The 22,698-nt window shown below is 67.2% G+C and carries 22 protein-coding genes; 2 read left to right on the top strand and 20 right to left on the bottom strand.

Annotated features, from left to right (window positions below):
• Positions 1-11: 11 nt before the first annotated feature.
• The 8 genes from pabC to IEJ03_RS05295 form a co-directional block, all read right to left on the bottom strand.
• Positions 12-815, bottom strand: a complete 804-nt coding sequence (gene pabC, locus IEJ03_RS05330) for an aminodeoxychorismate lyase (RefSeq protein WP_192036637.1) — start codon at positions 813-815, stop codon at positions 12-14.
• Positions 816-822: 7 nt separating this feature from the next.
• A complete protein-coding gene (gene fabF, locus IEJ03_RS05325; RefSeq protein ID WP_192036636.1) occupies positions 823-2,061 on the bottom strand; it encodes a beta-ketoacyl-ACP synthase II in 1,239 nt (412 codons plus the stop codon).
• 227 nt (positions 2,062-2,288) lie between these two features.
• Entirely contained in the window at positions 2,289-2,522 is a 234-nt protein-coding gene (acpP, locus tag IEJ03_RS05320; RefSeq protein WP_016414620.1) for an acyl carrier protein, read from the bottom strand.
• 129 nt (positions 2,523-2,651) lie between these two features.
• A complete protein-coding gene (gene fabG, locus IEJ03_RS05315) occupies positions 2,652-3,392 on the bottom strand; it encodes a 3-oxoacyl-ACP reductase FabG (protein ID WP_192036635.1) in 741 nt (246 codons plus the stop codon).
• 48 nt (positions 3,393-3,440) lie between these two features.
• Positions 3,441-4,394 (bottom strand): ACP S-malonyltransferase, encoded by a 954-nt coding sequence (gene fabD, locus IEJ03_RS05310; protein ID WP_192036634.1) that lies wholly within the window; start codon positions 4,392-4,394, stop codon positions 3,441-3,443.
• A gap of 20 nt (positions 4,395-4,414) precedes the next feature.
• Entirely contained in the window at positions 4,415-5,497 is a 1,083-nt protein-coding gene (gene plsX, locus IEJ03_RS05305; RefSeq protein ID WP_192036633.1) for a phosphate acyltransferase PlsX, read from the bottom strand.
• A gap of 36 nt (positions 5,498-5,533) precedes the next feature.
• Positions 5,534-5,704, bottom strand: a complete 171-nt coding sequence (rpmF, locus tag IEJ03_RS05300; protein ID WP_112053312.1) for a 50S ribosomal protein L32 — start codon at positions 5,702-5,704, stop codon at positions 5,534-5,536.
• Positions 5,705-5,736: 32 nt separating this feature from the next.
• A complete protein-coding gene (locus tag IEJ03_RS05295; protein ID WP_192036632.1) occupies positions 5,737-6,264 on the bottom strand; it encodes a YceD family protein in 528 nt (175 codons plus the stop codon).
• 124 nt (positions 6,265-6,388) lie between these two features.
• On the opposite strand from IEJ03_RS05295, the gene IEJ03_RS05290 reads away from it, so the two are divergent.
• On the top strand, positions 6,389-6,997 hold the full coding sequence (locus IEJ03_RS05290; protein ID WP_192036631.1) for a nucleoside triphosphate pyrophosphatase: 609 nt from the start codon (positions 6,389-6,391) through the stop codon (positions 6,995-6,997).
• Between the two features lie 42 nt (positions 6,998-7,039).
• Here IEJ03_RS05290 and sppA read toward each other — a convergent pair whose 3' ends face one another.
• From sppA to IEJ03_RS05275, 3 genes are all read right to left on the bottom strand, one after another.
• Entirely contained in the window at positions 7,040-8,122 is a 1,083-nt protein-coding gene (gene sppA, locus IEJ03_RS05285; RefSeq protein ID WP_192036630.1) for a signal peptide peptidase SppA, read from the bottom strand.
• 67 nt (positions 8,123-8,189) lie between these two features.
• Positions 8,190-8,843 carry an HAD-IA family hydrolase gene (locus IEJ03_RS05280; RefSeq protein ID WP_192036629.1) on the bottom strand — a complete coding sequence of 218 codons (654 nt, stop codon included), beginning with the start codon at positions 8,841-8,843 and terminating at the stop codon, positions 8,190-8,192.
• A 57-nt stretch (positions 8,844-8,900) separates the two neighbouring features.
• Positions 8,901-9,848: an RluA family pseudouridine synthase gene (locus IEJ03_RS05275; protein WP_192036628.1), complete on the bottom strand. Its 948-nt coding sequence runs from the start codon at positions 9,846-9,848 to the stop codon at positions 8,901-8,903.
• Between the two features lie 596 nt (positions 9,849-10,444).
• On the opposite strand from IEJ03_RS05275, the gene rne reads away from it, so the two are divergent.
• Positions 10,445-13,765, top strand: coding sequence for a ribonuclease E (gene rne / locus IEJ03_RS05270; RefSeq protein ID WP_192036627.1), 3,321 nt, complete (start codon positions 10,445-10,447; stop codon positions 13,763-13,765).
• Between the two features lie 130 nt (positions 13,766-13,895).
• On the opposite strand, the gene murB is transcribed toward rne, so the two are convergent.
• Genes murB through IEJ03_RS05225 form a run of 9 tightly spaced genes read right to left on the bottom strand, consistent with a single transcriptional unit; the run spans position 13,896 to position 22,693 of the window.
• Positions 13,896-14,918: a UDP-N-acetylmuramate dehydrogenase gene (gene murB, locus IEJ03_RS05265; RefSeq protein ID WP_192036626.1), complete on the bottom strand. Its 1,023-nt coding sequence runs from the start codon at positions 14,916-14,918 to the stop codon at positions 13,896-13,898.
• Complete coding sequence (locus IEJ03_RS05260) at positions 14,915-15,391, bottom strand: low molecular weight protein-tyrosine-phosphatase (RefSeq protein ID WP_192036625.1); 477 nt, start codon at positions 15,389-15,391, stop codon at positions 14,915-14,917. The genes murB and IEJ03_RS05260 overlap by 4 nt, the downstream gene beginning before the upstream one ends.
• A gap of 1 nt (position 15,392) precedes the next feature.
• Positions 15,393-16,214 (bottom strand): 3-deoxy-manno-octulosonate cytidylyltransferase, encoded by an 822-nt coding sequence (kdsB, locus tag IEJ03_RS05255; RefSeq protein WP_192036624.1) that lies wholly within the window; start codon positions 16,212-16,214, stop codon positions 15,393-15,395.
• On the bottom strand, positions 16,211-16,435 hold the full coding sequence (locus IEJ03_RS05250) for a Trm112 family protein (RefSeq protein ID WP_192037195.1): 225 nt from the start codon (positions 16,433-16,435) through the stop codon (positions 16,211-16,213). Before IEJ03_RS05250 ends, kdsB begins: the two co-directional genes overlap by 4 nt.
• The gene (gene lpxK / locus IEJ03_RS05245) at positions 16,428-17,492 is read right to left on the bottom strand and encodes a tetraacyldisaccharide 4'-kinase (RefSeq protein WP_347400996.1); all 1,065 of its coding nucleotides are present in this window, start codon (positions 17,490-17,492) and stop codon (positions 16,428-16,430) included. The genes IEJ03_RS05250 and lpxK overlap by 8 nt, the downstream gene beginning before the upstream one ends.
• Positions 17,489-19,228, bottom strand: coding sequence for a lipid A export permease/ATP-binding protein MsbA (msbA, locus tag IEJ03_RS05240; RefSeq protein ID WP_192036623.1), 1,740 nt, complete (start codon positions 19,226-19,228; stop codon positions 17,489-17,491). The genes lpxK and msbA overlap by 4 nt, the downstream gene beginning before the upstream one ends.
• Complete coding sequence (locus tag IEJ03_RS05235; RefSeq protein WP_192036622.1) at positions 19,225-19,653, bottom strand: biopolymer transporter ExbD; 429 nt, start codon at positions 19,651-19,653, stop codon at positions 19,225-19,227. Before IEJ03_RS05235 ends, msbA begins: the two co-directional genes overlap by 4 nt.
• Positions 19,650-20,312: a MotA/TolQ/ExbB proton channel family protein gene (locus IEJ03_RS05230; protein WP_192036621.1), complete on the bottom strand. Its 663-nt coding sequence runs from the start codon at positions 20,310-20,312 to the stop codon at positions 19,650-19,652. The genes IEJ03_RS05235 and IEJ03_RS05230 overlap by 4 nt, the downstream gene beginning before the upstream one ends.
• Positions 20,313-20,362: 50 nt before the next feature.
• A complete protein-coding gene (locus IEJ03_RS05225; protein ID WP_242458052.1) occupies positions 20,363-22,693 on the bottom strand; it encodes a DNA internalization-related competence protein ComEC/Rec2 in 2,331 nt (776 codons plus the stop codon).
• Between the last annotated feature and the right edge of the window lie 5 nt (positions 22,694-22,698).

Genomic DNA, 22,698 nt, shown 5'->3' with positions numbered 1-22,698 from the left:
GCCGACCGGGATCAGGTCAGCGACGGATAGCCCAGCAGGCGCTGGGCGTCGTTCTGCAATCGACGGTGTGTCTCGCCGATCGTCCAGGTGATGAGCGCACGGCCTTCGTCGTCATCGAGCCGAGTCACCGGCCAGAGCCCCTGCAGGGAGTTGCCGAGCCACAGGGCCTCGACCTCCATGAGCCGCTCGGGGGTCGCCTCGACTTCCGCGATCGGCTGGTCGTCCAGCAGTGCCTGACGCAGGGTGCCGGCCACCCCGCAGCGATCGAGCCGCGGGGTTTCCAGTCGCCCGGCCCGCTGCCAGAAGAGGTTCATGCAGGTGGCCTCGACGAGACGCCCCTCGCTGTCGCACAAGAGCCCCTCGGCGATGCCGGGATCGGACCACTCGCCGCGGGCCAGCACGTTCTCCAGCCGATTGAGGTGCTTGAGGCCGGCCAGGCGCGGCTGGATGCCTAGGCGCAGGGCGCAGTGACGCACCCGCACACCCTCGTGCCAGCGTGCCTCGGCGGGCGCGAAGGGCATGCGCTGTACCCGCAGGCGAGGCTGAGGGTCGGCCGGCGCCAGATAGCCTCGCCCCCCGCTGCCGCGAGTCACGATCAGCTTCAGCACGCTGAGCCCGGCCGGCGCCCGACCGGGCAATGCCTCGAGGGTGTCTCGGGGCGGTGCAGGGAAGCCCAGCCGTTCGCAGCCACGCGTGAGGCGTGCCAGGTGCGCCTCCCACAGCACCGGGGTGCCGTCACGCACCAGCACGGTCTCGAAGACCCCGTCGCCGTAGGCCAGGCCGCGATCATCCAACGGCAGCACAGCCTCGTCCATCGCGATATCAGACCCTGGTGAAGATCAGCGAGCCGTTGGTGCCGCCGAACCCGAAGGAGTTCGACAGGGCGGTGTCGATCTTCATCTCCCGGGCCTTGTGAGGCACGTAGTCGAGATTGCAGCCTTCCTGGGGGGTGTCCAGGTTGATGGTGGGCGGAGCCACCTGGTCGCGAATCGCCAGCACGCAGAACACCGCCTCGACGGCGCCGGCGGCACCCAGCAGGTGGCCGATCATCGACTTGGTGGAGCTGACCGCCACGGACTTCGCGCCCTCACCCATCACCTTCTCGACGGCACGGCTCTCGGCCAGGTCACCGGCCGGCGTGGAGGTGCCGTGGGCGTTGATGTAGTCGATGCTGGCGGGATCGATGCCGGCATCGCGGACGGCGTTTTCCATCGACATGGCCGCGCCCCGACCGTCTTCCGGCGGTGCGGTCATGTGGTAGGCATCATCACTCATGCCAAAGCCCGAGAGCTCGGCGTAGATGGTCGCCCCCCGGGCCTTGGCATGCTCGTACTCCTCCAGCACCATCACCCCGGCACCATCGGACAGCACGAAGCCGTCGCGATCCTGATCCCAGGGACGGCTTGCCGACTGAGGATCGTCGTTGCGCGTCGACAGCGCCCGCGCCGCCGAGAAGCCCCCCAGGCCCAGTGGCGTGGTGGCCATCTCCGCCCCGCCACAGACCATGACGTCGGCATCGCCGTAAGCGATGGTCCGGGCACTGTAGCCGATGTTGTGGGTACCGGTGGTGCAGGCGGTGGTGATGGCGATGTTGGGGCCACGAAAGCCGTGCTGGATCGCCAGGTTGCCGGAGATCATGTTGATGATCGAACCCGGCACGAAGAATGGCGAGATGCGACGGGCGCCGCCCTTGTTGAGGGCATTGTGGTTGTGCTCGATCATCGGCAGACCGCCGATGCCGGAGCCGATCGCCACCCCGATCCGGTGCGCATTATTCTCGGTACACTCCAGGCCGGCATCGTCGATGGCCTGCGCCCCGGCGGCGATGCCATACTGGATGAACAGATCCATCTTGCGCGCATCCTTGGGGTTCAGATAAGGACTGATATCGAAGTCCTTGACCGACCCGCCGAAGCGCGTGTTGAACCCGCTGGTATCGAAGTGTTCGATGGCGGCGATGCCGCTGTTGCCGGCGACGATGTTCGCCCAGCTGTCATCGACGGTGTTTCCTACTGGCGTTACCAGACCAAGCCCGGTCACCACGACCCTTCTACGAGGCATCAGCTTCCCTCCAGACCATTCAGATGGCATGCCGCAGCATGCCGACGTTGCGGGAATTATACCTGATGTCCCCCCCGGTGTGTCTCCACCCGCAGGAGTCCCGCCTCTGTATACACAGCTTCCATTCCAACAAAAAAAGGAGCCACCCGGCTATTGCCTGGGTGGCTCCCGTGTCAGGTCACTTGCGTGAGCCTGGCGACCCTTAAGGTCGCGATCTCAACACCCGCTTACTGGTGGGCGTTGACGTAGTCGATCGCTTCCTGAACGGTGGTGATCTTCTCGGCTTCTTCGTCGGGAATTTCGGTATCGAATTCCTCTTCGAGCGCCATCACCAGCTCGACGGTATCGAGAGAATCGGCACCGAGATCTTCGGTGAAGGAAGAGGTGTTCTGGATGTCTTCTTCCTTGACGTTCAGGCGCTCGGCCACAACCTTCTTCACGCGCTCTTCGATGGTGCTCATTAGTTACTCACTCCAGTCGTTCAAGATAGCCGTTAACTTACAGCCGGATAGAATCCGCAAGCCCAAAAAAGCTGCGGGGTAGTTTATAGACCGCCAGGGGCCTTCGCAACATGAGAGTCGGCCAGGCCGTCAGCGCATGTTCATGCCGCCGTTGACCTGCAGCGTCTCGCCGGTGATATAGCCGGCTGCCTCGCTGGTGAGAAAGCCCACCGCCGCGGCAATTTCCTCGGGCTGGCCCAGCCGGGTCAGCGGAATCTGCGACAGCAGGGCATCCTTCTGCGCCTGCGGCAACGAATCCGTCATGTCGGTAGCAATGAAGCCGGGCGCCACGTTATTGACGGTGATATTGCGCGAGGCAACCTCACGCGCCAGCGCACGAGAGAAGCCTTCCATACCAGCCTTGGCCGCAGCATAGTTGCTCTGCCCCATATTGCCCATGGTCGCGACCACGGAACTGATGCTGACAATACGACCGAAGCGCGCCTTGGTCATGCCGCGGACACAGGCCTTGGTGACGCGGTAGAGCGACTTGAGATTGGTGTCGATGACATCATCCCACTCGTCTTCCTTCATGCGCATCAGCAGGTTGTCGCGAGTGATCCCGGCATTGTTGACCAGGATGGTCGGGGCACCGAACTCCTCGCCGACCGACTTGAGCAGCGCATCGATGCTGCCCTGATCGGTGACGTCGAGTTTGCGGCCGGCACCCGCGATGCCCTGCTCCTTGAGATAGGCATCGATGGCCTCGGCGCCGCGATCGCTGGTCGCCGTGCCGATGACGACCCGGCCCTGACGGCCGAGCTCGAGGGCGATGGCACGACCGATGCCACGACTGGCCCCCGTCACCAGGGCAATTCTAGATTCGCTCATAAGCTATTCCGCATTGTTGCTGTCATCATTTGGCAGCGCGGCCCCACCTTATTCGGTAGCAGCACCGCGCGCCAGTTCGAGTGCACTCTCCAGGCTGTCAGGGTCATTGACGGCCAGGCCCTTGATGGAGCGATTGATACGCTTGCCAAGGCCGGTCAGCACCTTGCCCGGACCGCACTCGATGAACACTTCGGCGCCCTGATCGGTCATGGCCTCGACACAGGACGTCCAGCGGACCGGCTGGTAGAGCTGTTCGACCAGCCGGGTGCGCAGGGTGTCGACATCGGCATGTGCCTGGGCATCGACGTTCTGTACCACGGTGTAACGCGGCGGACGCATCTCGATGGCGCTCATGGCACTCGCCAGGCGATCGGCGGCCGGGCGCATCAGATCGCAGTGCGAAGGCACCGATACCGGTAGCGGCAGCGCACGCTTGGCGCCCGCCTGCTGGCATAGCGCGATAGCCCGCTCGACGGCAGCCTTGCCACCGGCGATCACGACCTGCCCCGGCGCATTGTAGTTGACCGCGGCCACCACCTCTCCCTGGGCGGCCTCGCGACAGGCCTGCTCGACGGCGTCGTCGGCAAGCCCCAGGATGGCGGCCATGGCACCGGTGCCCGCCGGCACGGCGTTCTGCATGGCCTCACCCCGCAGCTTCACCAGGCGCACGCCTTCGGCAAAGGGCAGCACGCCCGCGCAGACCATGGCGCTGTATTCGCCAAGGCTGTGGCCGGCCATGATGCCGGGCCGCGGGCCTTCCAGTTCCTGCCAGACACGCCAGATGGCGACGCTCGCCGTCAGCAGTGCCGGCTGGGTGCAGGCGGTGGCATCCAGCGCCTCGGCAGGTCCTTCCTGGACGACATGCCAAAGATCGTAGCCCAGGGCGTCAGAGGCCTCTTCGAATGTGGTTCTCACCACGCTGTATCGTTCGGCCAGCTCCCGCATCATACCGACTTGCTGGGAGCCCTGCCCCGGGAACACGAGGGCCAGGGATTGCGTCATGACATTCACCTTTGCATCTTCTATTCGTTGGTCCGACAACGGGCATCCATCCCGCTATCGCCTCGACCGCACGCGACCGACGCGATAACAGGCTCCCTTGCCTCGAGCTCTTGCGCCAGCTGCGACGGCAGGTCTTCGCTGACCTCCCGCATGGCTCGCGTGATGGCATGAGCGAAGCCAGCGGCATCGGCACCACCATGGCTCTTGACCACGATGCCGTTGAGCCCTAGCAGGCTGGCCCCATTGTAGCGCACCGGATCCAACTCGCTGCGCAGGCGACGCAGGGCTGGCCGCGCCATGAGCCCCACCAGCCGGCTGCTCCAGTGCGCCTCGAAGGTCTGCTGAACACGCTGGATCAGCATCTTCGCCAACCCTTCGCTGGCCTTGAGCACGGCATTGCCAACGAAACCGTCGCACACTACCACATCTGCCTGGCCCGAGTAGATACCATCACCTTCGATAAACCCACGATAATCCAGGTGAGCGAACCGACGCAGATGTGCATCAGCCTCCCGCACGCTGGCCGTCCCCTTGGTGCCCTCGATGCCCACGTTCAGCAGCGCGACGCGCGGCTTGGCAAGTCCGTCGATGCGACGCGCCATGATCTCGCCCATCCTCGCGAAGTCGACCAGGCGCTCGGCGTCGGCTTCGACGTTGGCCCCCAGGTCGAGCAGGTAACAGCGCCCCTTGCCCCGCGTCGGCACCGCGGTACTGATGGCCGGGCGCGGAATGCCTGCCACGGTCCCCAACGCCCGACGACCCAGCGCCATCAGGGCACCGGTATTGCCGGCCGAGACAGCTGCCTGCGCCTGTCCGGATGCTACGCAGTCGAGCGCCATCGCCAGGCTCGAATCCTTGGATCCGCGCAGGGCACTGGAGGGCTTGGCGTCTTCGGCGACAACAGCAGGAGAATGGTACAGGGTCAGGCGGGGTAGCACGGATGTGTCGCTTCGCGGCAGGTGCGAAAGCGCGTCATCGAGGGCGGACTGCTGACCGAACAGGCTCAGCTGCAGTCTAGGGTGGGCCTTCAGGGCCCGTACGGCGGCCGACACGGTGGCGCGGGGACCGAAGTCCCCGCCCATCGCGTCGATGGCGATTCTCACGTCAATGCGCTGAGCGTCGCCGGACGAAGCACTGACTCAGGCTTCGACGACCTGACGACCTCGGTAGAAACCGTCGGCGGCCACGTGGTGGCGACGGTGAGTGGTACCGGTTTCCTTGTCCTGGGACAGGGTCGGTGCGGTCAGTGAGTCGTGGGCACGACGCATGCCGCGCTTGGAACGGGTCTTACGGCTCTTTTGAACTGCCATGGGAATTCACTCCAGAGTGCATCGATGATCTATCAGGATTTGCCTTTCAAGGTGCGCAGCACATCGAAAGGACTATCAGCAGGCGTTGCCGAGGCCTCGGACGCGTCGCCGCTGCTCAGCTGGTCTGACGAGACACGACACTGCGCCTCGTCGTGATAAATCACCTGCGGCAGACTGAGGATCAGTTCATCCTCGATCACCGTCAGGAGATTCAGCTGTTCGTCTTCCACCACCACCGGTTCGTGCGTGCTCGGCAGATCGGCGGCAAGCGCATCGCTGCTGACCACACCCAACAGGAAATGGCTACTGACCTGGGTCGGCATCGGCTCCATGCAGCGCCGGCACGGCAACTGCACATCGGCCGCAAGCCGACCCTCAATCACTCGACGCCCTTGAGTGTCGATGGCGAAGTCCAGCCAGACTTGGCAATCGCCCTGCTGGGGCCCGGCATCTTCAGCGAGGCGCGCGAACTGATCGAGGGCCACGAGGCCTTCGAGATGTTCGGCGTTGGCGGCGAGCCGATGAGGCTCAACCTTCAAGGGGAGTCGTGTGGTCAACATAGGCGCGCAATGATAGGCACTCCCCCGCCGGGTGTCAAAGCATCCCGACACGGCTGTACGCCTCCCGGCCGGCGGGGCACACTTGACCGCCTCGACACGCCCCATCTGCCGCTGAGGAGATCACATGCCACCCCTGATTCTCGCCTCGAGTTCCCCCTGGCGCCGCCAGCTGCTCGAGCGCCTGGGCCTGCCGTTCACTTGGGCGAGTCCCGAGATCGACGAAACGCCCCGTCCCGGTGAATCGCCGGACGCCCTGGTGCACCGCCTGGCGCTCGCCAAGGCCAGCCGCCTGGCCGAGACCTTCTCGCACCACCTGATCATCGGCTCTGACCAGGTCGCCGTGTTCGACGGCGAGATACTCGGCAAGCCCGGCAGCGACGCCGCCGCCCGCGCCCACCTGGCACGCTTCTCGGGCCAGCGCGTGCACTTCATGACGGGACTGGCGCTGCTCGACACCGCCGGCGGCCGGCACTGGCTCGCCCACGAAACCTTCGATGTGGTGTTTCGCCACCTGCGGGCAGACGAGATCGCCCGCTATGTGGCCCGCGAACAGCCGCTGGACAGCGCCGGCAGTTTTCGCATGGAAGGCCTTGGCATCGCCCTCTTCGAGCGCCTCGAGGGCAACGACCCCAACAGCCTGATCGGCCTGCCACTGATTCGCCTGTGCGCCATGCTGAGAGACGCCGGCCTCGACCCGCTGGGCGCCGAGGCGGATGACCCCGGCGCCGGATAGACCTAAAACGCTCAAGGCAGCCAGCCCGGCGGACTCTCTGCCTCAGTAGGCCTGATAGCGCAGCGGCGACTGCGCCTGGGGCAGCCCCATCCACTCGGCGGCCACCCGACCGAAACGGCGCGTCAGGCGCTCGAAGGGATCGAGCCCCGGGGTATAGTCCTTGACGCGGGGCGTCTCCAGCTGCTCTCGGGCCACCCCATCCAAGGTGTCCAGGCGATCCACCAGCCCAAGCTCCAGGGCCTGCTCGCCGGTCCACACCAGCCCCGTGAAAAGCTCCGGATCGTCGCCGAGCCGCTTACCACGCCCCGCCTTGACGTCATCGATGAACTGGCGATGAGTGGTATCGAGCACCTGCTGCCAGAACGCCCGCTGCTGCGGCGAGATATCCTTGAAGGGGTCCAGGAAGGCCTTGTTGTCGCCGGCGGTGAAGACGCGACGCTCCACCCCCAGGCGATCGATGACCTCTTCCAGGCCAAAACCCGAGAAGATCACCCCGATCGACCCCACCAGGCTCGCCGGCGCGGCGACGATCTCATCGGCGGCCGCGGCAATGTAGTAAGAACCGCTGGCACCGATGTCCTCGATCACCGCGATGATCGGCTTGTCGCCCTGCTGGCGCAGTCGCATCATCTCGTCATAGATGCGCTGGGACTGCACGGGGCTGCCGCCGGGGCTGTTGATATGCAGCACCACCGCCTCGGCGCTCGGCGCCTTCCAGGCCCGCCTGAGGCCTTCGATGATGCGCTCGGCGCTGGCCGGCGACTTACTATCGATCACCCCTTCCACCTCGACCACGCCCAGGTGCCGCTCGCCCGTCACCGCCGGCTGCCCCGCCTGGTAGACGCCATAGAAAGTGGTCGCCAGCGAGGTCAGGATCAGCGCAGCGAAGAGAAAACGAAAGAACAGCTTCCAGCGTCGCGACCGACGCTGCTCGGCGAGCACCCCGCCGATCCAATGATCCATCATCTCGAGCTGGGCCAGGCGCTGACGCTCGCGCAGGGTCTCGGCATCGTCGCCGGGCGGCACGGCCGCGCCCTTATCTCCCTCCCGGGTGGCACGCCGCAGATCGTCAGGGCTCAGCTCCGGGCCCTGGGTCCAGCGATCCTTCGGGGTATCATCACTCATGGGCATCCTGTTCCTTACAAAGCCATCGTGTCCAAAGCCATCGTGTCACTGGGGACGGGCATGGCCGTTACCGCCCGATCAGCCACTCGACCAGCTCAGGAAACCTGTCGGTGGTAAAGGTCGGTCGACTGGCGGCCAGCCGCTCGGGCGCATGCACGCCATAGGTCATGGCCACTCGATCCATCGACAGCGCCCGCGCCATCTCCAGATCATACTCGGTGTCCCCCACCATCACGGCCTCATCCGCCGACACCTCGAGCTCATCGAGGAGCTCCTCGAGCATCAGGGGGTGCGGCTTGGAGCGGGTCTCATCGGCGGTACGACTGGCATCGAACCAGGCCCCGCTGCCGCTTTCGGCGAATACCCGATCGAGACCGCGACGACTCTTGCCGGTGGCCACCGCCAGCCGTGTCCCGGGGCGCTCCCGCAGCGTCGCCACCCCGGCCTCAACGCCCGGGAAGAAGGATAGCGGCTCGGCCTCGGCGGCCACGAAGTGACGGGCATAGTGCTGGCGCAGCCGCTCGGCCTGGTCGGCGCCGATCCCCGGACACATCCGCGCAATGGCCTCCGGCAGCCCCAGACCGATGATGTCACTCACCGCCTCGGCACGCAGCTCGCCCCATTCCGCATCCCGGGCGGCCGCCTGCATGCAGGCGACGATGCGCGCCTCGGAGTCCATCAGGGTGCCGTCCCAATCGAAGATCACCAGTCGGTAACGCATAACTCTCCCGCTAAGAAATTGCCGCTAAAAGATAAGTGAACGCGGCCCGTCAGCGCATCAGGACTGACGACGCGCGCGTTCGAGCACCGCACCGAGCTCCTCGCCCAGCGGCGCCTTGACGTGCACCGGACGCCCGCTGTCGGGCTCGGGGAAGGTCAAGGCCGCGGCATGCAGGAAGAGACGATTGAGCCCCAGCCGCCCCGCCAGTGACTCGCCCTGACGGGTGCCGTACTTGTCATCCCCGAGCAGGGGATGACCGGCATGGGCGGCATGGACGCGGATCTGATGGGTGCGCCCGGTGACCGGCTCGGCCTCGATCAGGGTGGCGTTGGCAAAGGTCTCGCGCACTCCAAAGCGGGTCCGTGACACCTTGCCCGCCGGGTCGACTCGCACCCGACGCTCGCCGTTGCCGGCCTCGAAGCGATCCAGCCGCGCGCTGACGTAGTCACGCCGTGCCGGCCAGCGCCCGGCCACCAGCGCCAGGTACTGCTTGTCCATCTTGCGCCCCTTGAGGGCCTCGTTGAGGGTCAGCAGCGCGGGGCGCGACTTGGCCAGCAGCAGGCAGCCCGAGGTATCCCGGTCCAGCCGATGCACCAGCTCGAGGAAGTCCAGATCCTCACGCACCTGGCGCAGGGCCTCGATCAGCCCGATCTTGACGCCACTGCCACCGTGAACGGCGAGGCCCGACGGCTTGTTGATCACCAGCCAGCCCGGCCCCTCGACCAGCACGCTGCCGGCCAGCAGGTTGCGCAGGTTGTCGCTGACCTCGCGCACCGCTTCCTCCGGGGCCAGCCGCAGCGGCGGCACCCGCACCAGGTCGTTGAGTTGGAGGCGGTAGTCGACCTTGACCCGCTTCTTGTTGACCCGCACCTCCCCCTTGCGCACGATCCGGTAGATCAGTGCCTTGGGCGCTCCCTTCAGTCGGGTGCGCAGGAAGTTGTCAATGCGCTGCCCTACCTGGCCCTCGGTGACCTCGATCCACTGTACTTCTCGCCCCTCGGCCATTCGTTACTCCGTCTCGCCTGGTCATGTCTTGCGCTCGATTGATGGGCGCATTCTACCGCACCCGCGCCGCCCCTGCGCCAATTGCTGCTATCGGGCATTGCTGTTATATTTCCAGCTCGCTCAAATGGGCCTTTCACTGCCCGACAGCCGCGCCTGCCCGACAGACACGCAGGCCAGAGCGAACCGAATCTGGCCTCCATGACGCCTGCCCTTGCAGCGTTGCGGAGCCACTGTAAGAAGAAAGCGAAACTTGAACGCCACGCCCGGACCCCGGGCCGTTCCCAGAGACGGGACGACCCGCAGGCCACGGGAATACTCAACAGCGAGCCGGAGGCCGGCGTTGGCGAATCGATGTATGCCAGGTGTCTGGCGGTTGACCGCGGGGCCGGCAGGGCGTAATGCCCGCCGAAACATGTCCCGCCACCGCCGCGTACTCAACATGATCACGCTCGTATAGCCACGGGACCTCCCCGCGGCCCGAGCCGGGCGCACAAGCATCCGCGACATGCGCTGAGCACAAGCACGCAGCACCCAGAGGTTCGCCTTCGTCGACCGCTTACGGGCGCCATCCGGTGCGCGACTGCAAGCGAGACAACATGAAACGGATGCTCATCAATGCGACCCAGCCGGAAGAGCTGCGAGTCGCCCTGGTCGATGGACAACGCCTGTACGACCTGGACATCGAATCCGGTGCCAGGGAACAGAAGAAAGCTAATATCTATCGCGGCAAGATCACCCGCGTGGAACCCTCCCTCGAAGCCGCCTTCGTCGACTTCGGTGCCGACCGCCACGGTTTCCTGCCACTCAAGGAAATCTCCCGCGAGTACTTCATCAAGGAGCCCAGCGGGCGCCCCAACATCAAGGAAGTGCTCAAGGAAGGCCAGGAAGTCATCGTCCAGGTCGACAAGGAAGAGCGCGGCAACAAGGGCGCGGCCCTGACCACCTTCATCAGCCTGGCTGGTCGCTTCTTGGTCCTGATGCCCAACAACCCGCGCGCCGGCGGCATCTCCCGGCGCATCGAGGGCGAGGAGCGGGCGCAGCTCAAGGACGCGATGGGTCAGCTCACGCTGCCCGACAAGATGGGCGTGATCGTGCGCACCGCCGGCATCGGCCGTTCCTCCGAAGAGCTGCAGTGGGACCTGGACTACCTGGCCCAGGTGTGGGAATCGATCACCGAGGAAGCCGGCAAGCGCCCCGCGCCCTTCCTGATCTACCGGGAATCCAACGTCATCATCCGCGCCATGCGCGACTACCTGCGCAACGACATCGGCGAGGTGCTGATCGACAGCCCCGAGGTGCACGAGGAAGCCCTGGCCTTCATCCGCCAGGTGATGCCCTCCTACCAGCAGAAGATCAAGCTGTACGCCGATGAGGTGCCGCTGTTCTCGCGCTTCCAGATCGAGTCGCAGATCGAGACCGCCTACCAGCGGGAAGTGAAGCTACCGTCAGGTGGCTCGATCGTCATCGATCACACCGAGGCCCTGGTGTCCATCGACATCAACTCGGCTCGTGCCACCCGCGGCAGCGACATCGAGGAGACCGCGCTGCAGACCAACAGCGAGGCCGCCGACGAGATCGCCCGCCAGCTGCGCCTGCGCGACATCGGCGGCCTGGTGGTCATCGACTTCATCGACATGAGCCCGGCGCGCAATCAGCGTGAGGTCGAGAATCGCATGCGCGATGCCCTGAAGCTCGACCGCGCTCGGGTGCAGATCGGTCGCATCTCGCGCTTCGGCCTGATGGAGATGTCCCGCCAGCGCCTGCGCCCCTCGCTCGGCGAGACCAGCGGCGTGGTCTGCCCGCGCTGTGACGGCCAGGGCACCATCCGCGACGTGCGCTCGCTGTCGCTTTCCGTCATGCGCCTGCTCGAGGAAGAGGCCATGAAGGAGCGCAGCGCCCAGATCCGCGCCATCCTGCCGGTGCCGGTGGCGACTTACCTGCTCAACGAGAAGCGCGCGGTGCTGGCCGAGATCGAGCGTCGCCAAGGCGTGCGCCTGCTGGTGCTGCCGAACCCGGAGATGGACACCCCGCACTACGATGTCCAGCGCCTGCGCGACGACCATGTCGATGAGGACGAGTCGGTCAAGTCCAGCTACGAGCTGCCCACCGACACCGACGTCGGCAAGGAACCGGACGAAAGCATCGCCAAGCCCGTGCAGCGCGCCGAGGCCGCGGTGAAGAGCGTGATCCATACTGCACCTGCCCCTGCCTCGCTGAAGGCAGAGCCAGAAACGTCCAAGCCTCAGGCAGCACCCGTCGCCCCCCAGGCGCCGGCCGCCGACGAGAGCGGCGTGATCACCCGTCTGTTCAAGGGGCTCGGCAAGCTGCTCGGTAGCGGTGAGACTCCCGCCGCCCCGGCGAGCGAGAAAGCAGGTGGCTCCCAGCGCTCGACCCCGAAGCGCCAGGACGACGAGCGCAACGCGCAAGCCGACGGCGAGTCTCGCCAGGACCGCGGCGGCCGTGGTGGACGGGGCGGCCGCGGTGGCAACCGCCGTGGCCGTGACGACAACCGCGGCCAGGGCGCCAAGCGCCAGGACAACCGTGGCGAGACCCGCGGCGACCAGCGCGACGCCAAGCCGGAGGGGCGTGGCGACGAACGCCGCCAGGGTGGCGGTCGCGGACGCGGGCGCCAGGACGATGAACGTCGCCAGCAGAAGCCGTCGTCGGCCAAGCAGCAAGGTGACAAGGCCCAGGGTGACAAGCCGCAAAGCGATAAGCCCCAGGGCGACAAGAAGCCCCAGCAGGCCGCCGACAAGGCAAGCTCAGCGGAGCAGCCGGCCAAGGAAACTGCCAAGACCGACGGCAAGCCCAAGCGCACCCGCAACAACCCGCGCAACCGGACCCGCAAGCACGCGGTGAACCCGCAGGCCGAGGCCGAGCAGCAACGTCTGCAGGCCGAAGCCCAGCAGTCTGACGCCAAGGCCGAGCAGCCGAAGGCGGAAGCCCCTAAGCAAGAGGCGCCGAAGCAGGAGGCCCCGAAGGCCGAGCAGCCGAAGGCGGAAGCCCCGAAGCAGGAGGCCCCGAAGGCGGAAGCCCCGAAGGCGGAAGCCCCGAAGCAGGAGGCCCCGAAGGCAGAAGCCCTGAAGCAGGAAGCGCCGAAGGCGGAAGCTCCGAAGCAGGAAGCCCCGAAGGCCGAGCAGCCGAAGGCAGAAGCCCCGAAGCAGGAAGCCCCGAAGGCCGATCAGCCGAAGGCGGAAGCTCCGAAGCAGGAGGCCCCGAAGGCCGAGCAGCCGAAGGCGGAGGCTCCGAAGCAGGCGGCCCCGCAGGCGGAAGCCCCGAAGGCCGAACAGCCGAAGGCGGAAGCTCCGAAGCAGGAGGCGCCGAAGGCCGAGCAACCGAAGGCGGAAGCTCCGAAGCAGGAGACGCCAAAAGCGGAAGCCCCGAAGCAGGAGGCCCCGAAGGCGGAAGCTCCGAAGCAGGAGGCGCCGAAGGCCGAGCAACCGAAGGCTGAAGCTCCGAAGCAGGAGACGCCGAAGGCTGAAGCTCCGAAGCAGGAGACGCCGAAGGCGGAAGCCCCGAAGCAGGAGGCCCCGAAGGCGGAAGCTCCGAAGCAGGAGGCGCCGAAGGCCGAGCAACCGAAGGCGGAAGCTCCGAAGCAGGAGACGCCAAAAGCGGAAGCCCCGAAGCAGGAGGCCCCGAAGGCGGAAGCTCCGAAGCAGGAGGCGCCGAAGGCCGAGCAACCGAAGGCTGAAGCTCCGAAGCAGGAGACGCCGAAGGCTGAAGCTCCGAAGCAGGAGACGCCGAAGGCGGAAGCCCCGAAGCAGGAGGCCCCGAAGGCGGAAGCTCCGAAGCAAGAGGCGCCGAAGGCTGATACGCCCAAGCCCAAGGCCCGTCGCCGTCGCCGCGCGCATAACGATCCGCGTGAGATCCGTCGGCGTGAGCAGCAGCAAGCCAAGGCCGACGACGGCCAGTCGTGATCGGATGGCCCGGGGCACCCCGGGCCATCACTGACCGGCATCAACGAAAAACGCCCGCAGGCCAAGCCTGCGGGCGTTTTTCATGGTCAGTCGCTTGCCTGATCTACGGCATGAGAGCCTACTGGACCATCTACTCCGTGATACCGACAAGCCTGGGTTCACGCTCCAGGGTGACGCCGAAGCGTTCCGCCACCCGCATGGCAATGCTGCCGGCGAAGCCAAGCAGCCCCTCGGCATCACCGCCGCCATGATGGACCAGCACCAGGGCCTGACGATCATGCACGCCGAAGGCACCCTCGCGAGACCCCTTGAGCCCGCACTGATCGATCAACCAGCCGGCCGCCAGCTTGACTCGGCCATCAGGTTGGGAAAAGTGCGGCATGTCGGGATGACGCTCCAGCAGCACCCGAGCCACATCGGCCTCGACCAGCGGGTTCTTGAAGAAGCTGCCGGCGTTGGCGAGCACCGCCGGGTCAGGCAACTTCTCCTGGCGCAGGGCACAGACGGCTTCGGCGACCTCGAGGGCGGTGGGTGCCGGCCCGACGCGGTTCGCCAGGTCCCCATACCCCAGGCGCGGCTGGGCCCGAGTCGAGAGGTCAAGCTCCAGACGAGTGATCACCACCCGGCCGTCGAGGGCACGCTTGAAGATACTATCCCGATAACCGAAGCCACAGTCGGCGGCCTCGAGCACCTGCTCACGGCCATCGGCCAGATGCATCAGGTGCACCCGCTCCAGCACATCCGCGAGCTCGACACCATAGGCGCCGATGTTCTGGATCGGGGCGGCACCGCACTGGCCGGGAATCAGCGCCAGGTTCTCGATGCCCCACAGGCCCCGCCTAGCCAGGCTCATGACCAGCTCATGCCAGTTCATGCCGGCCTCCACGTGCACCCTCACCCGCTGATCATCGAGGGCCTCGCAGCGATAATCGCCGAGGGCCGGACGCACCACCAGGCCCGGCAGCCAGTCGCCGAGAATCAGGTTGCTCCCCCCCCCGAGCACGGTGACCGGCCAGCCCGCCTCGCGCGCATCAACCAGCACTTCGGCGAGCTCGGCCGGGGTCGCGGGCGCCACGAAACGCTCGGCCACGCAGGGCAGACCGAGGGTATTGGCGCCGCTGAGGTCGTGATGTGTGTGCCAGGCGAGACTCACGGCGAGGTGCCCAGGCGCCCGCGCAGGGCCTCGATCAGCCCATCGGCGGCGCTCTCGACCAGATCCAGCACCTCATCGAAGCCAGCTTCGCCGCCGTAATAGGGGTCCGGCACCGCGGCTTCCCGCCGACCGGCGAAGTCGAGGAAGAGCCCGACGTGGGCCTGGCAATCCCCGGGACGCATGGCCAACAGGTCATCCAGGTTGTCGTGGTCCATGGCCAGCAGATAATCGAAGCGCTCGAAGTCGGCCCGATCGAGCTGGCGTGCCCGCAGGCCGCTCAGGTCGATGCCTCGCTCGGCGGCAGCCGCGGCGGCGCGGCGATCCGGCGCCTTGCCCACATGCCAGTCGCCGGTGCCGCAGGAATCGATGGTCACGCGCTCGGCCAGGCCCGCGGCCTCAAGCTTGTGGCGCAGCATGCCCTCGGCGGTCGGCGAGCGGCAGATGTTGCCGAGGCAGACGAACAGCACGCGCATCTCAGCTCTCCCTGTTCTCTGGTGAAGCGTTGTCTAGTGGAGTGTCGGCGGTTACAGGATCGACAGAGTCAGCGAACAGCGCGCGGACGCGAGTGAGATCGGCCTCAGTGTCGACGCCGGCAGGATGCGGCTCCCGGGCCAGGGCGACCTGGATGCGATGCCCATGCTGAAGAGCGCGCAGCTGCTCGAGCTGCTCGAGCTGTTCCAGCGGCGCCGGTGACCAGTGGCGATAGGCGGCGAGGAAACTGGCCCGATAGGCATAGAGGCCGATGTGGCGCAGCCAGGCATCGTGCTCAAGCAGCTCCGGCCGGCGGGCGAAGGCCTCCCGATCCCAGGGGATGGGCGCGCGGGAAAAATATAGCGCGCGACCGGCGAAATCACGCACCACCTTGACCACGTTGGGATTGAATAGCATCTCGACGTCGCTGATCGATTCCCCCAGGGTCGCGATGGAGGCATCGGTGTCCTCCTCGAGTCGCGCGGCCACCTGATCGATCAGGGTCGGCGGCAGCAGCGGCTCGTCGCCCTGAACGTTGACCAGGATGGCATCCTCGGCGAGCCCCAGGCGCTCGGCCACCTCGGCGAGCCGGTCGGTGCCGGAGGGGTGGTCGGCAGCGGTCATCACCACCTCGGCGCCGGCGGCCTCGGCCACATCGCGAATACGCGCGTCATCGGTGGCCACCACCACCCGGGTGGCCTGGCTGGCGAGGGCCTGGCGCCAGACCCGCACCACCATCGGCTCGCCGGCGATGTCGAGCAGCGGCTTGCCGGGCAGGCGACTGGACGCGAAGCGCGCCGGGATCACCGCGACGAAATCGCTCATGCCTGTCCTCCCGCCTCGCCGCGGCTCGGCCCCCTCGCCTTGCCCAGCTTCTCATCGACGTCCATGACGCGGGCTTCCTCGGCCAGCATGACCGGGATGTCGTCACGGATCGGGAACGCCAGGCCATCGAAGTGGCACTTGAGCTCCGCATGTTCACGGTCGTACTTGAGCTTGCCCTGGCACTGCGGACAGACCAGCATGGCCAGCAATTCCTTATCCATCATTGTCTTCCCCTTGCGCGACGCGCGTCAGCGCATCGAGTTGCGTGGCAAACCATTCGATGAAGCCTGCCGACGGATGGGCCTCCACATCCAGCGCCCAGCAGCGCGCATCGGCAAAGCCACGGCACTTGACGGCATCCTTGGCGGTCATCACCACCGGAGCCTCGTCATCGAAACGCAGGTCCTCGGGCGTGAAGCGGTGATGATCGGGCTTCGGGTGTGGCGTGACCCTGAGCCCGAGCCCCTCGAGGGTGGCGAAGAAGCGGGGCGGATTGCCGATGCCGGCCAGGCCGTGCACCGCCCGTGCGAAGGGCAGGGGCGACAGCGGCAGGCGCGCATCGTCGGTGAGCCGGCGCCAGCCCACCGGCTTAAGAGTCATGGTGAAGCGCTGCCCGGCGCCCTCGGCACCGGCCACCTCGTCGGGCTCGGCACCGTTGACCACCAGCGCATCGACGCTTTCAAGCCGCGAGAGCGGCTCGCGTAGCGGCCCAGCGGGCAGGCAGCGTCCATTGCCGAAGCCCCGCTGCCCGTCCACCACCACCAGTTCCAGGTCACGGCCCAGGGCCAGATGCTGCAGGCCGTCATCGCTGATCAGGATATCGCACCCTTCATCGAGCAGGCGCTCGGCACCGCGGGCGCGCCTGGGGTCGACCACCACCGGCACCCCGGTCTGGGCCGCCAGCATCAAGGGCTCGTCCCCGCAGGCCTCGACAGGCGTGGCCTCGCTGACCCGCAGCGGATATTCCTCGCTCTCGCCCCCGTAGCCCCGGGACAGAATGCCCGGGCGATAGCCCTGCTCGGCGAGATGTCGCGCCAGCCAGGCCACCAGCGGTGACTTGCCGGTACCACCGAGGGTCAGGTTGCCGACCACGATCACCGGCACGCCGGGATGATGGACCGACCCCTTGCCTGACTGGAAATCGACCAGGCGACGGGTCACTTGCCTGCGATAGAGCGCCTCCAGTGGCCGCAGCAGACCAAGCCAGGCGGCATCGCCGTACCAGGCCGCCATCAGCCCCTCACCGAGGCGCTCGGTAAGCCTGCCGAAGCGGCTCACGGGCTCTCCTGGAATTGCAGCTGGTGCAGCGCCGCATAGGCGCCCTCACGGGCGATCAGCTCGGCATGGCTGCCCTGCTCGATGATCTCGCCCTGCTCCATCACCAGGATGCGGTCGGCCCGTTCGATGGTGGAGAGGCGGTGGGCGATGACGAAGGTAGTGCGTCCGCGGCAGACTTCTTCCAGGGCCTTCTGGATGTAGCGTTCGGATTCGCTGTCCAGCGCCGAGGTGGCCTCATCGAGAATCAGCAGCGGCGCATCCTTGAAGATCGCCCGGGCGATCGCCAGTCGCTGGCGCTGACCGCCGGAGAGCATCACGCCGTTGTCGCCCACCGGGGTGTCGTACCCCTCAGGCAATTCAATGATGAAATCATGGGCGAAGGCGGCGCGGGCCGCGGCTTCGATGGCGTCCTGATCAGGATTGTCGACCCCGTAGGCGATGTTCTGGCCGATGGTGGTGTTGAACAGGGTGACCTGCTGAGACACCAGGGCGATCTGGCGGCGCAGCGGCGACAGCTTGAAGTCATCCAGCGCCACCCCATCGAGGGTGATCGCGCCCGCCGTGGGCCGGTAGAAGCGAGGCAGCAGGCTGATCAGGGTCGACTTGCCGCTGCCAGAGCGCCCGACGATGGCGATCATCTCCCCCGGCGACACCTCCAGGTCGATGCCCTTGAGCACCTCGTTCTGGCCTTCGGCATAGGCGAAGCGCACGCCGTCGAAGTGGACCCGCCCTGCCAGGCGGTGAGGTTCGGTGGTGCCCTGGTCGGGCTCGGCGGGTTCCTCGATCAGGCCAAACAGCTCGCCGGACGCGGCGATGCCCTTCTGGATGGCGCTGTTGACGTCGGTGAGCTGACGCACCGGCTTGGCCATCAGCGAGGCGGCGGTGATGAAGGCCACGAACTCGCCCGGGGTCATGTCATCGAGCAACGCCGGCGACATGGCCAGCCAAACAAGCCCCGCCAGCGCCAGCGCCACCAGCAGCTGGATCACCGGCGTGCTGATGCCCTTGGTCAGCGCCTCCTTCATGCTCTGGCGGCGGTTGTCGTCGCTGGCCTTCGCGAAACGACGCTTCTCATAGGCCTCGGCGCCGTGGGTGCGCACCACCCGATACCCCGAAAGCGCCTCGGAGGCCACGTGAGTGACATCGCCCATGGAGCGCTGGATGCGCTGGGACAGGCGCCGGAAGCGCTTGCTGGCATAGCTGACCACGACGCCGATCACCGGCGTGACCGTCAGGAACACCAGGGTCAGCATCGCGTTGGTCCATAGCAGATAGCTCAGCAGGCCAATCACGAAGAGTCCCTCGCGCAGGATCACGGTGATGGCGTTGCTGGCCGCTCCGGTGACCTGCTCGACGTGATAGGTCACCCGGGAGACCAGCTGACCGCTGGAGTGCTCGTCGAAGAAGCGCCCCGGCAGGTGCAACATGTGGTTGAAGACATCGCAGCGCAGGGCGTGTACCACGTTGCGCGCTACCTGGCTCATGAAATAGGTGCCGAGAAAGGTCCCCAGCCCCCGGGCGGCGAACATGCCCACCACGAACAGCGGCAGAAAAAGCCGGAAGGCGGCATCCGGGTTCTGAATGCCGTCGATCAGGCGTTTCATCATCTCGGCCAGGGCCGTGCTGGAGGCGGCATAGATGGCGTAGCCGAGCACGGCCAGCATGAAGGAACGCCAATAGGGCCTGACATAGTCGAGCAGCCGCTTGTAGAGGGCCCATCCTGAATCGTAGCTCACGGTGTCTCCGCTTGATTGATACTGTCGGTTGCCTCGCGGGTGGCGATGCGCACGCGGGTGATTCCCTGGGCGGCCGCCTCGTCCAGAGCGGCCACCACGTGGCGATGGGCGACCCGGCCGTCGGCCTCGATGATCAACCCGTGCTCCCGGGCGGCCTCGCCTCGCGACTCGAGGGCCGCACCCAGCGTCTCCCGGGGCACGGCGACATCGCCGAGCCGGTAATCGCCCGAGGCGGTGATCACCAGCACCACCGGAGCGGGCTCGGCCGCCGCCGCGCTGGCACTCTCGGGTAGCTCGAGCTCCAGGGCCTGGCGGGTCTCGAAGGTGGTCGAGACCATGAAGAAGATCAACAGCAGGAACACCACATCGATCAGGGGCGTCAGATTGACCTCCACCGGCTCCCGGCGACGCCGCGGAAACTTCATGCGTCCCGTACTCCCTGCCCCGTCTGCTCATACCGCTCGTCCAGCGTCAGCTCGCCCGGGTAGTGCGCCAGGCACTCCACCAGCTGGCTGGCCTGCTCTTCCATGCGCACGGTGATGTCCTCGACCCGGCGCTGGAAGAAGCGGTGAAACATCAGCGCCGGGATCGCCACCGTCAGGCCCGCGGCGGTGGTCACCAGGGCCTGGGAGATGCCGCCGGCCAGCTCGGCGGTGCGCCCTGCTCCCTCGGCACTGACCAGCACCGAGAAGACCTCGATCATCCCGACCACGGTGCCCAGCAGGCCGATCAAGGGCGTGATCGCGGCGATGGTGCCGAGCGGGCTCAGGAAGCGTTCCATGTCGTGGATCACCGCCACGGCCGATTCCTGCAGCCGGGCCCGCACCTGATCCTGACCGAAGCGGGCATTGCGTAGGCCCGCGGCCAACACGCCGCCGAGCGGCGAGTGGCTCTCCAGCCAGTAGAGGTTGACCTGCCCCTGAGCGACCAGGGCGCAGATCTCGCCGCTGAGCCCCTGCGGGGCAATGCGGGCGGCGCGGAGTGTCCACAGCCGCTCGATGATGATCACGCTCGCCACCAGGGAACAGCCCACCAAGGGCAGCATCAGCCAACCGCCAACGGTCAGGGCGCCGGTCATATCCATATCAAAGTCTCCCGAATGCCGTGACCGCCGCGGACGCCGTCGGCAGTCATCTAGGGCCGCGATTCTACCCCATGGCAGTCGCCATCGACACCGTGACGCCAGACCGGATGACGCTCGGCCGTCACGACGAGTGCCCCGCTCGGGGTCAGAGTCGCCGTCACGGCCCCATCCAGCGCGGTGCTCCACAGACAGCTGCCCTGGCGACGAAAGCGGTGCACCACCTCGGCGGCGGGATGCCCGAAGCGATTGTCGCGTCCCGCGCTGAAGATCACCTGACGGGGATTGGTCGACGTGACGAAATCCGCGGCGGAACTGGTGCGGCTGCCGTGATGTCCCGCGACCAACACATCGATACGGTCGGGCAGGAGCGGCAGCAGGCGTCGCTCGACCGCCCGGCCCGCATCACCGGTGATCAGCACCGTCCGCTCACCGAGGCGCACCAGCAGCACGCAGGAGCGATCGTTCGCGGACAGTGCTTCGAGCGGCCCGGCCGGTGGCCACAGCACCCGGAAGACGGCGCCGCCATGGCGCCAGCGCTGACCGGCGACGCAGGGCGTGGCTGCATGACCGATCGCCTCGCCGCGAGGTGCCAGCAGCTCGCCCACCCGGTGATCGCCAAGCGCCGGCACGCCACCGGCATGGTCCCGGTCGCCATGGCTGACGATGACCCGTGAGAACGCCTGCCCTGCGGGCCAGAGCCCGGCCAGCGGCATGAAGCCGGAGGCGAAGCGCGGCCCGGTATCGTAAAGGACGCGCGCCACCTGAGCGCCTGCATCGGGACTATCGTAAGCACTCAACTCGATCGCCTGACCCTGGCCCACGTCATGGACTCGCACTCGCAGGCTGCCCTCTGGCGGCGTCGGCGGCTCCAGGTCGAGGAGGACACCAGCCAGCACCAGGGAAAGCACCACCCTCAGCGCTCTCGTCACACCCGGCAGCCCCCAGCAAAGGGCGAGACCGGCCAGACACAGCGCCACCGGCAGGCGTTGCCAGGCCGGCAGCACCTGCAGGGGAGATACCGCCACGGCCTTGGTCAGCCCCGCCTGCAGCAGCGTCGCCAGCCCCTCGAAAAGCCCCCAGCAGACCTGGGCCAGAGGTTGTGCCCAGCTCAGCGCCCAACCCAGCAGCCCCAGTGGCACCATCAGCATACTGACCAGCGGCACGGCGACCAGGTTGATCAGGGCGGCACCCGGCGCCAGCCGCCCGAAGGCCAGCACCACGGCCGCCGCCATCAGCGGCCCCAGCAATAGCTGAGTGCGTATCAGGGCCCAGGCCCAGCCTCCGATGCCACGGGGCCGGGAGCGCCCCTGCCAGATCAGGATCAGCCAGGCGACTGCCGCAAAAGACAGCCACAGCCCCGGTCGCCACAGGGATAGCGGATCGACCAGCACCACCAGCGAGAGCGCCAGCCACCAGGCCTGCCAGGGGCCGGGCGCATGGCGGCCGCTGGCGACCCATAGGCCGACCCAGGTCATGATCAGGGCCCGCAGCGCAGGGGGCTCGAGCCCCGCCAGCCAGGCATAACCGCCGGCCGCCGCCCCGGCCAGGAGCCAGGGCCAGACCGCCATGCGCCAGCGCCCCGGGCTCACCAACCGGGCCAGGCCGCGCATCAGCCACAGCATGCCGGTCGCGACCAGTCCCACATGCAGCCCCGACACCACCACCAGGTGAGTGGTACCGCTGGCATTCAAGAGCGCCCAGTCGTCCTCGTCGAGGCGTTCGTCGGCGCCCAGAGTCAGGGCCGCCAGCCAGCGCCGACCGAGGCCATCGGGCTGATGGGCGTCGAGGAAGGCCAGGGCCGCCCGCCGAGGTGTCGTCTGAGCAGGAGCGAGGCGTTCCGGGGGCGGCGCCGCTCTCACATAGCCGGTCGCGTCCACCCCCTCCCGCCACAGCCAGGCGCCAAAGTCGAAGGTGCCGGGATTGGCGAAGCCCGACGGCGGGCGCAACCGCACCGTCAGGCGCCAGCGCTCGCCTACCATCATCGGCGGGCCGTCATAGACCGACAGCCGCACCCGATCGAGGCCATCACAGGCCGGCAGTCCCGGACCGGCCGGCTGGCAGTCGTCGACGGCGACGCGCAGTCGAGTCGCCGGCTGGCCGATCCGGGACGCGAGAACGCGTCCCTCGAGCCGGAGGTCCTGACCCACCAGACCTCGGGGCAGCTCGGCGCCCCGGGCCAGCAGCAGCGAGACAGCGACCAGCGTGGCGACGAGAAACAGTCCCAGCATCAGGCGTTGACGAGGCAGGTCCGCGAGCAAGCAAAGCCCCGCCAGCGCCCAGATCCCGAAGCTCCCGGCGGGGAGCCGCATGGCGATAGCAGCCCCCGCCAGGGCGGCGATCACCGCCGGCATGCCTAGTCCGCTGCGCATGAGGGTACGCATGGCCG

This window comes from Halomonas sp. YLGW01, from assembly GCF_014840935.1.
Taxonomy (GTDB): domain Bacteria; phylum Pseudomonadota; class Gammaproteobacteria; order Pseudomonadales; family Halomonadaceae; genus Onishia.
This window is presented reverse-complemented; position numbering and strand designations above follow the sequence as displayed.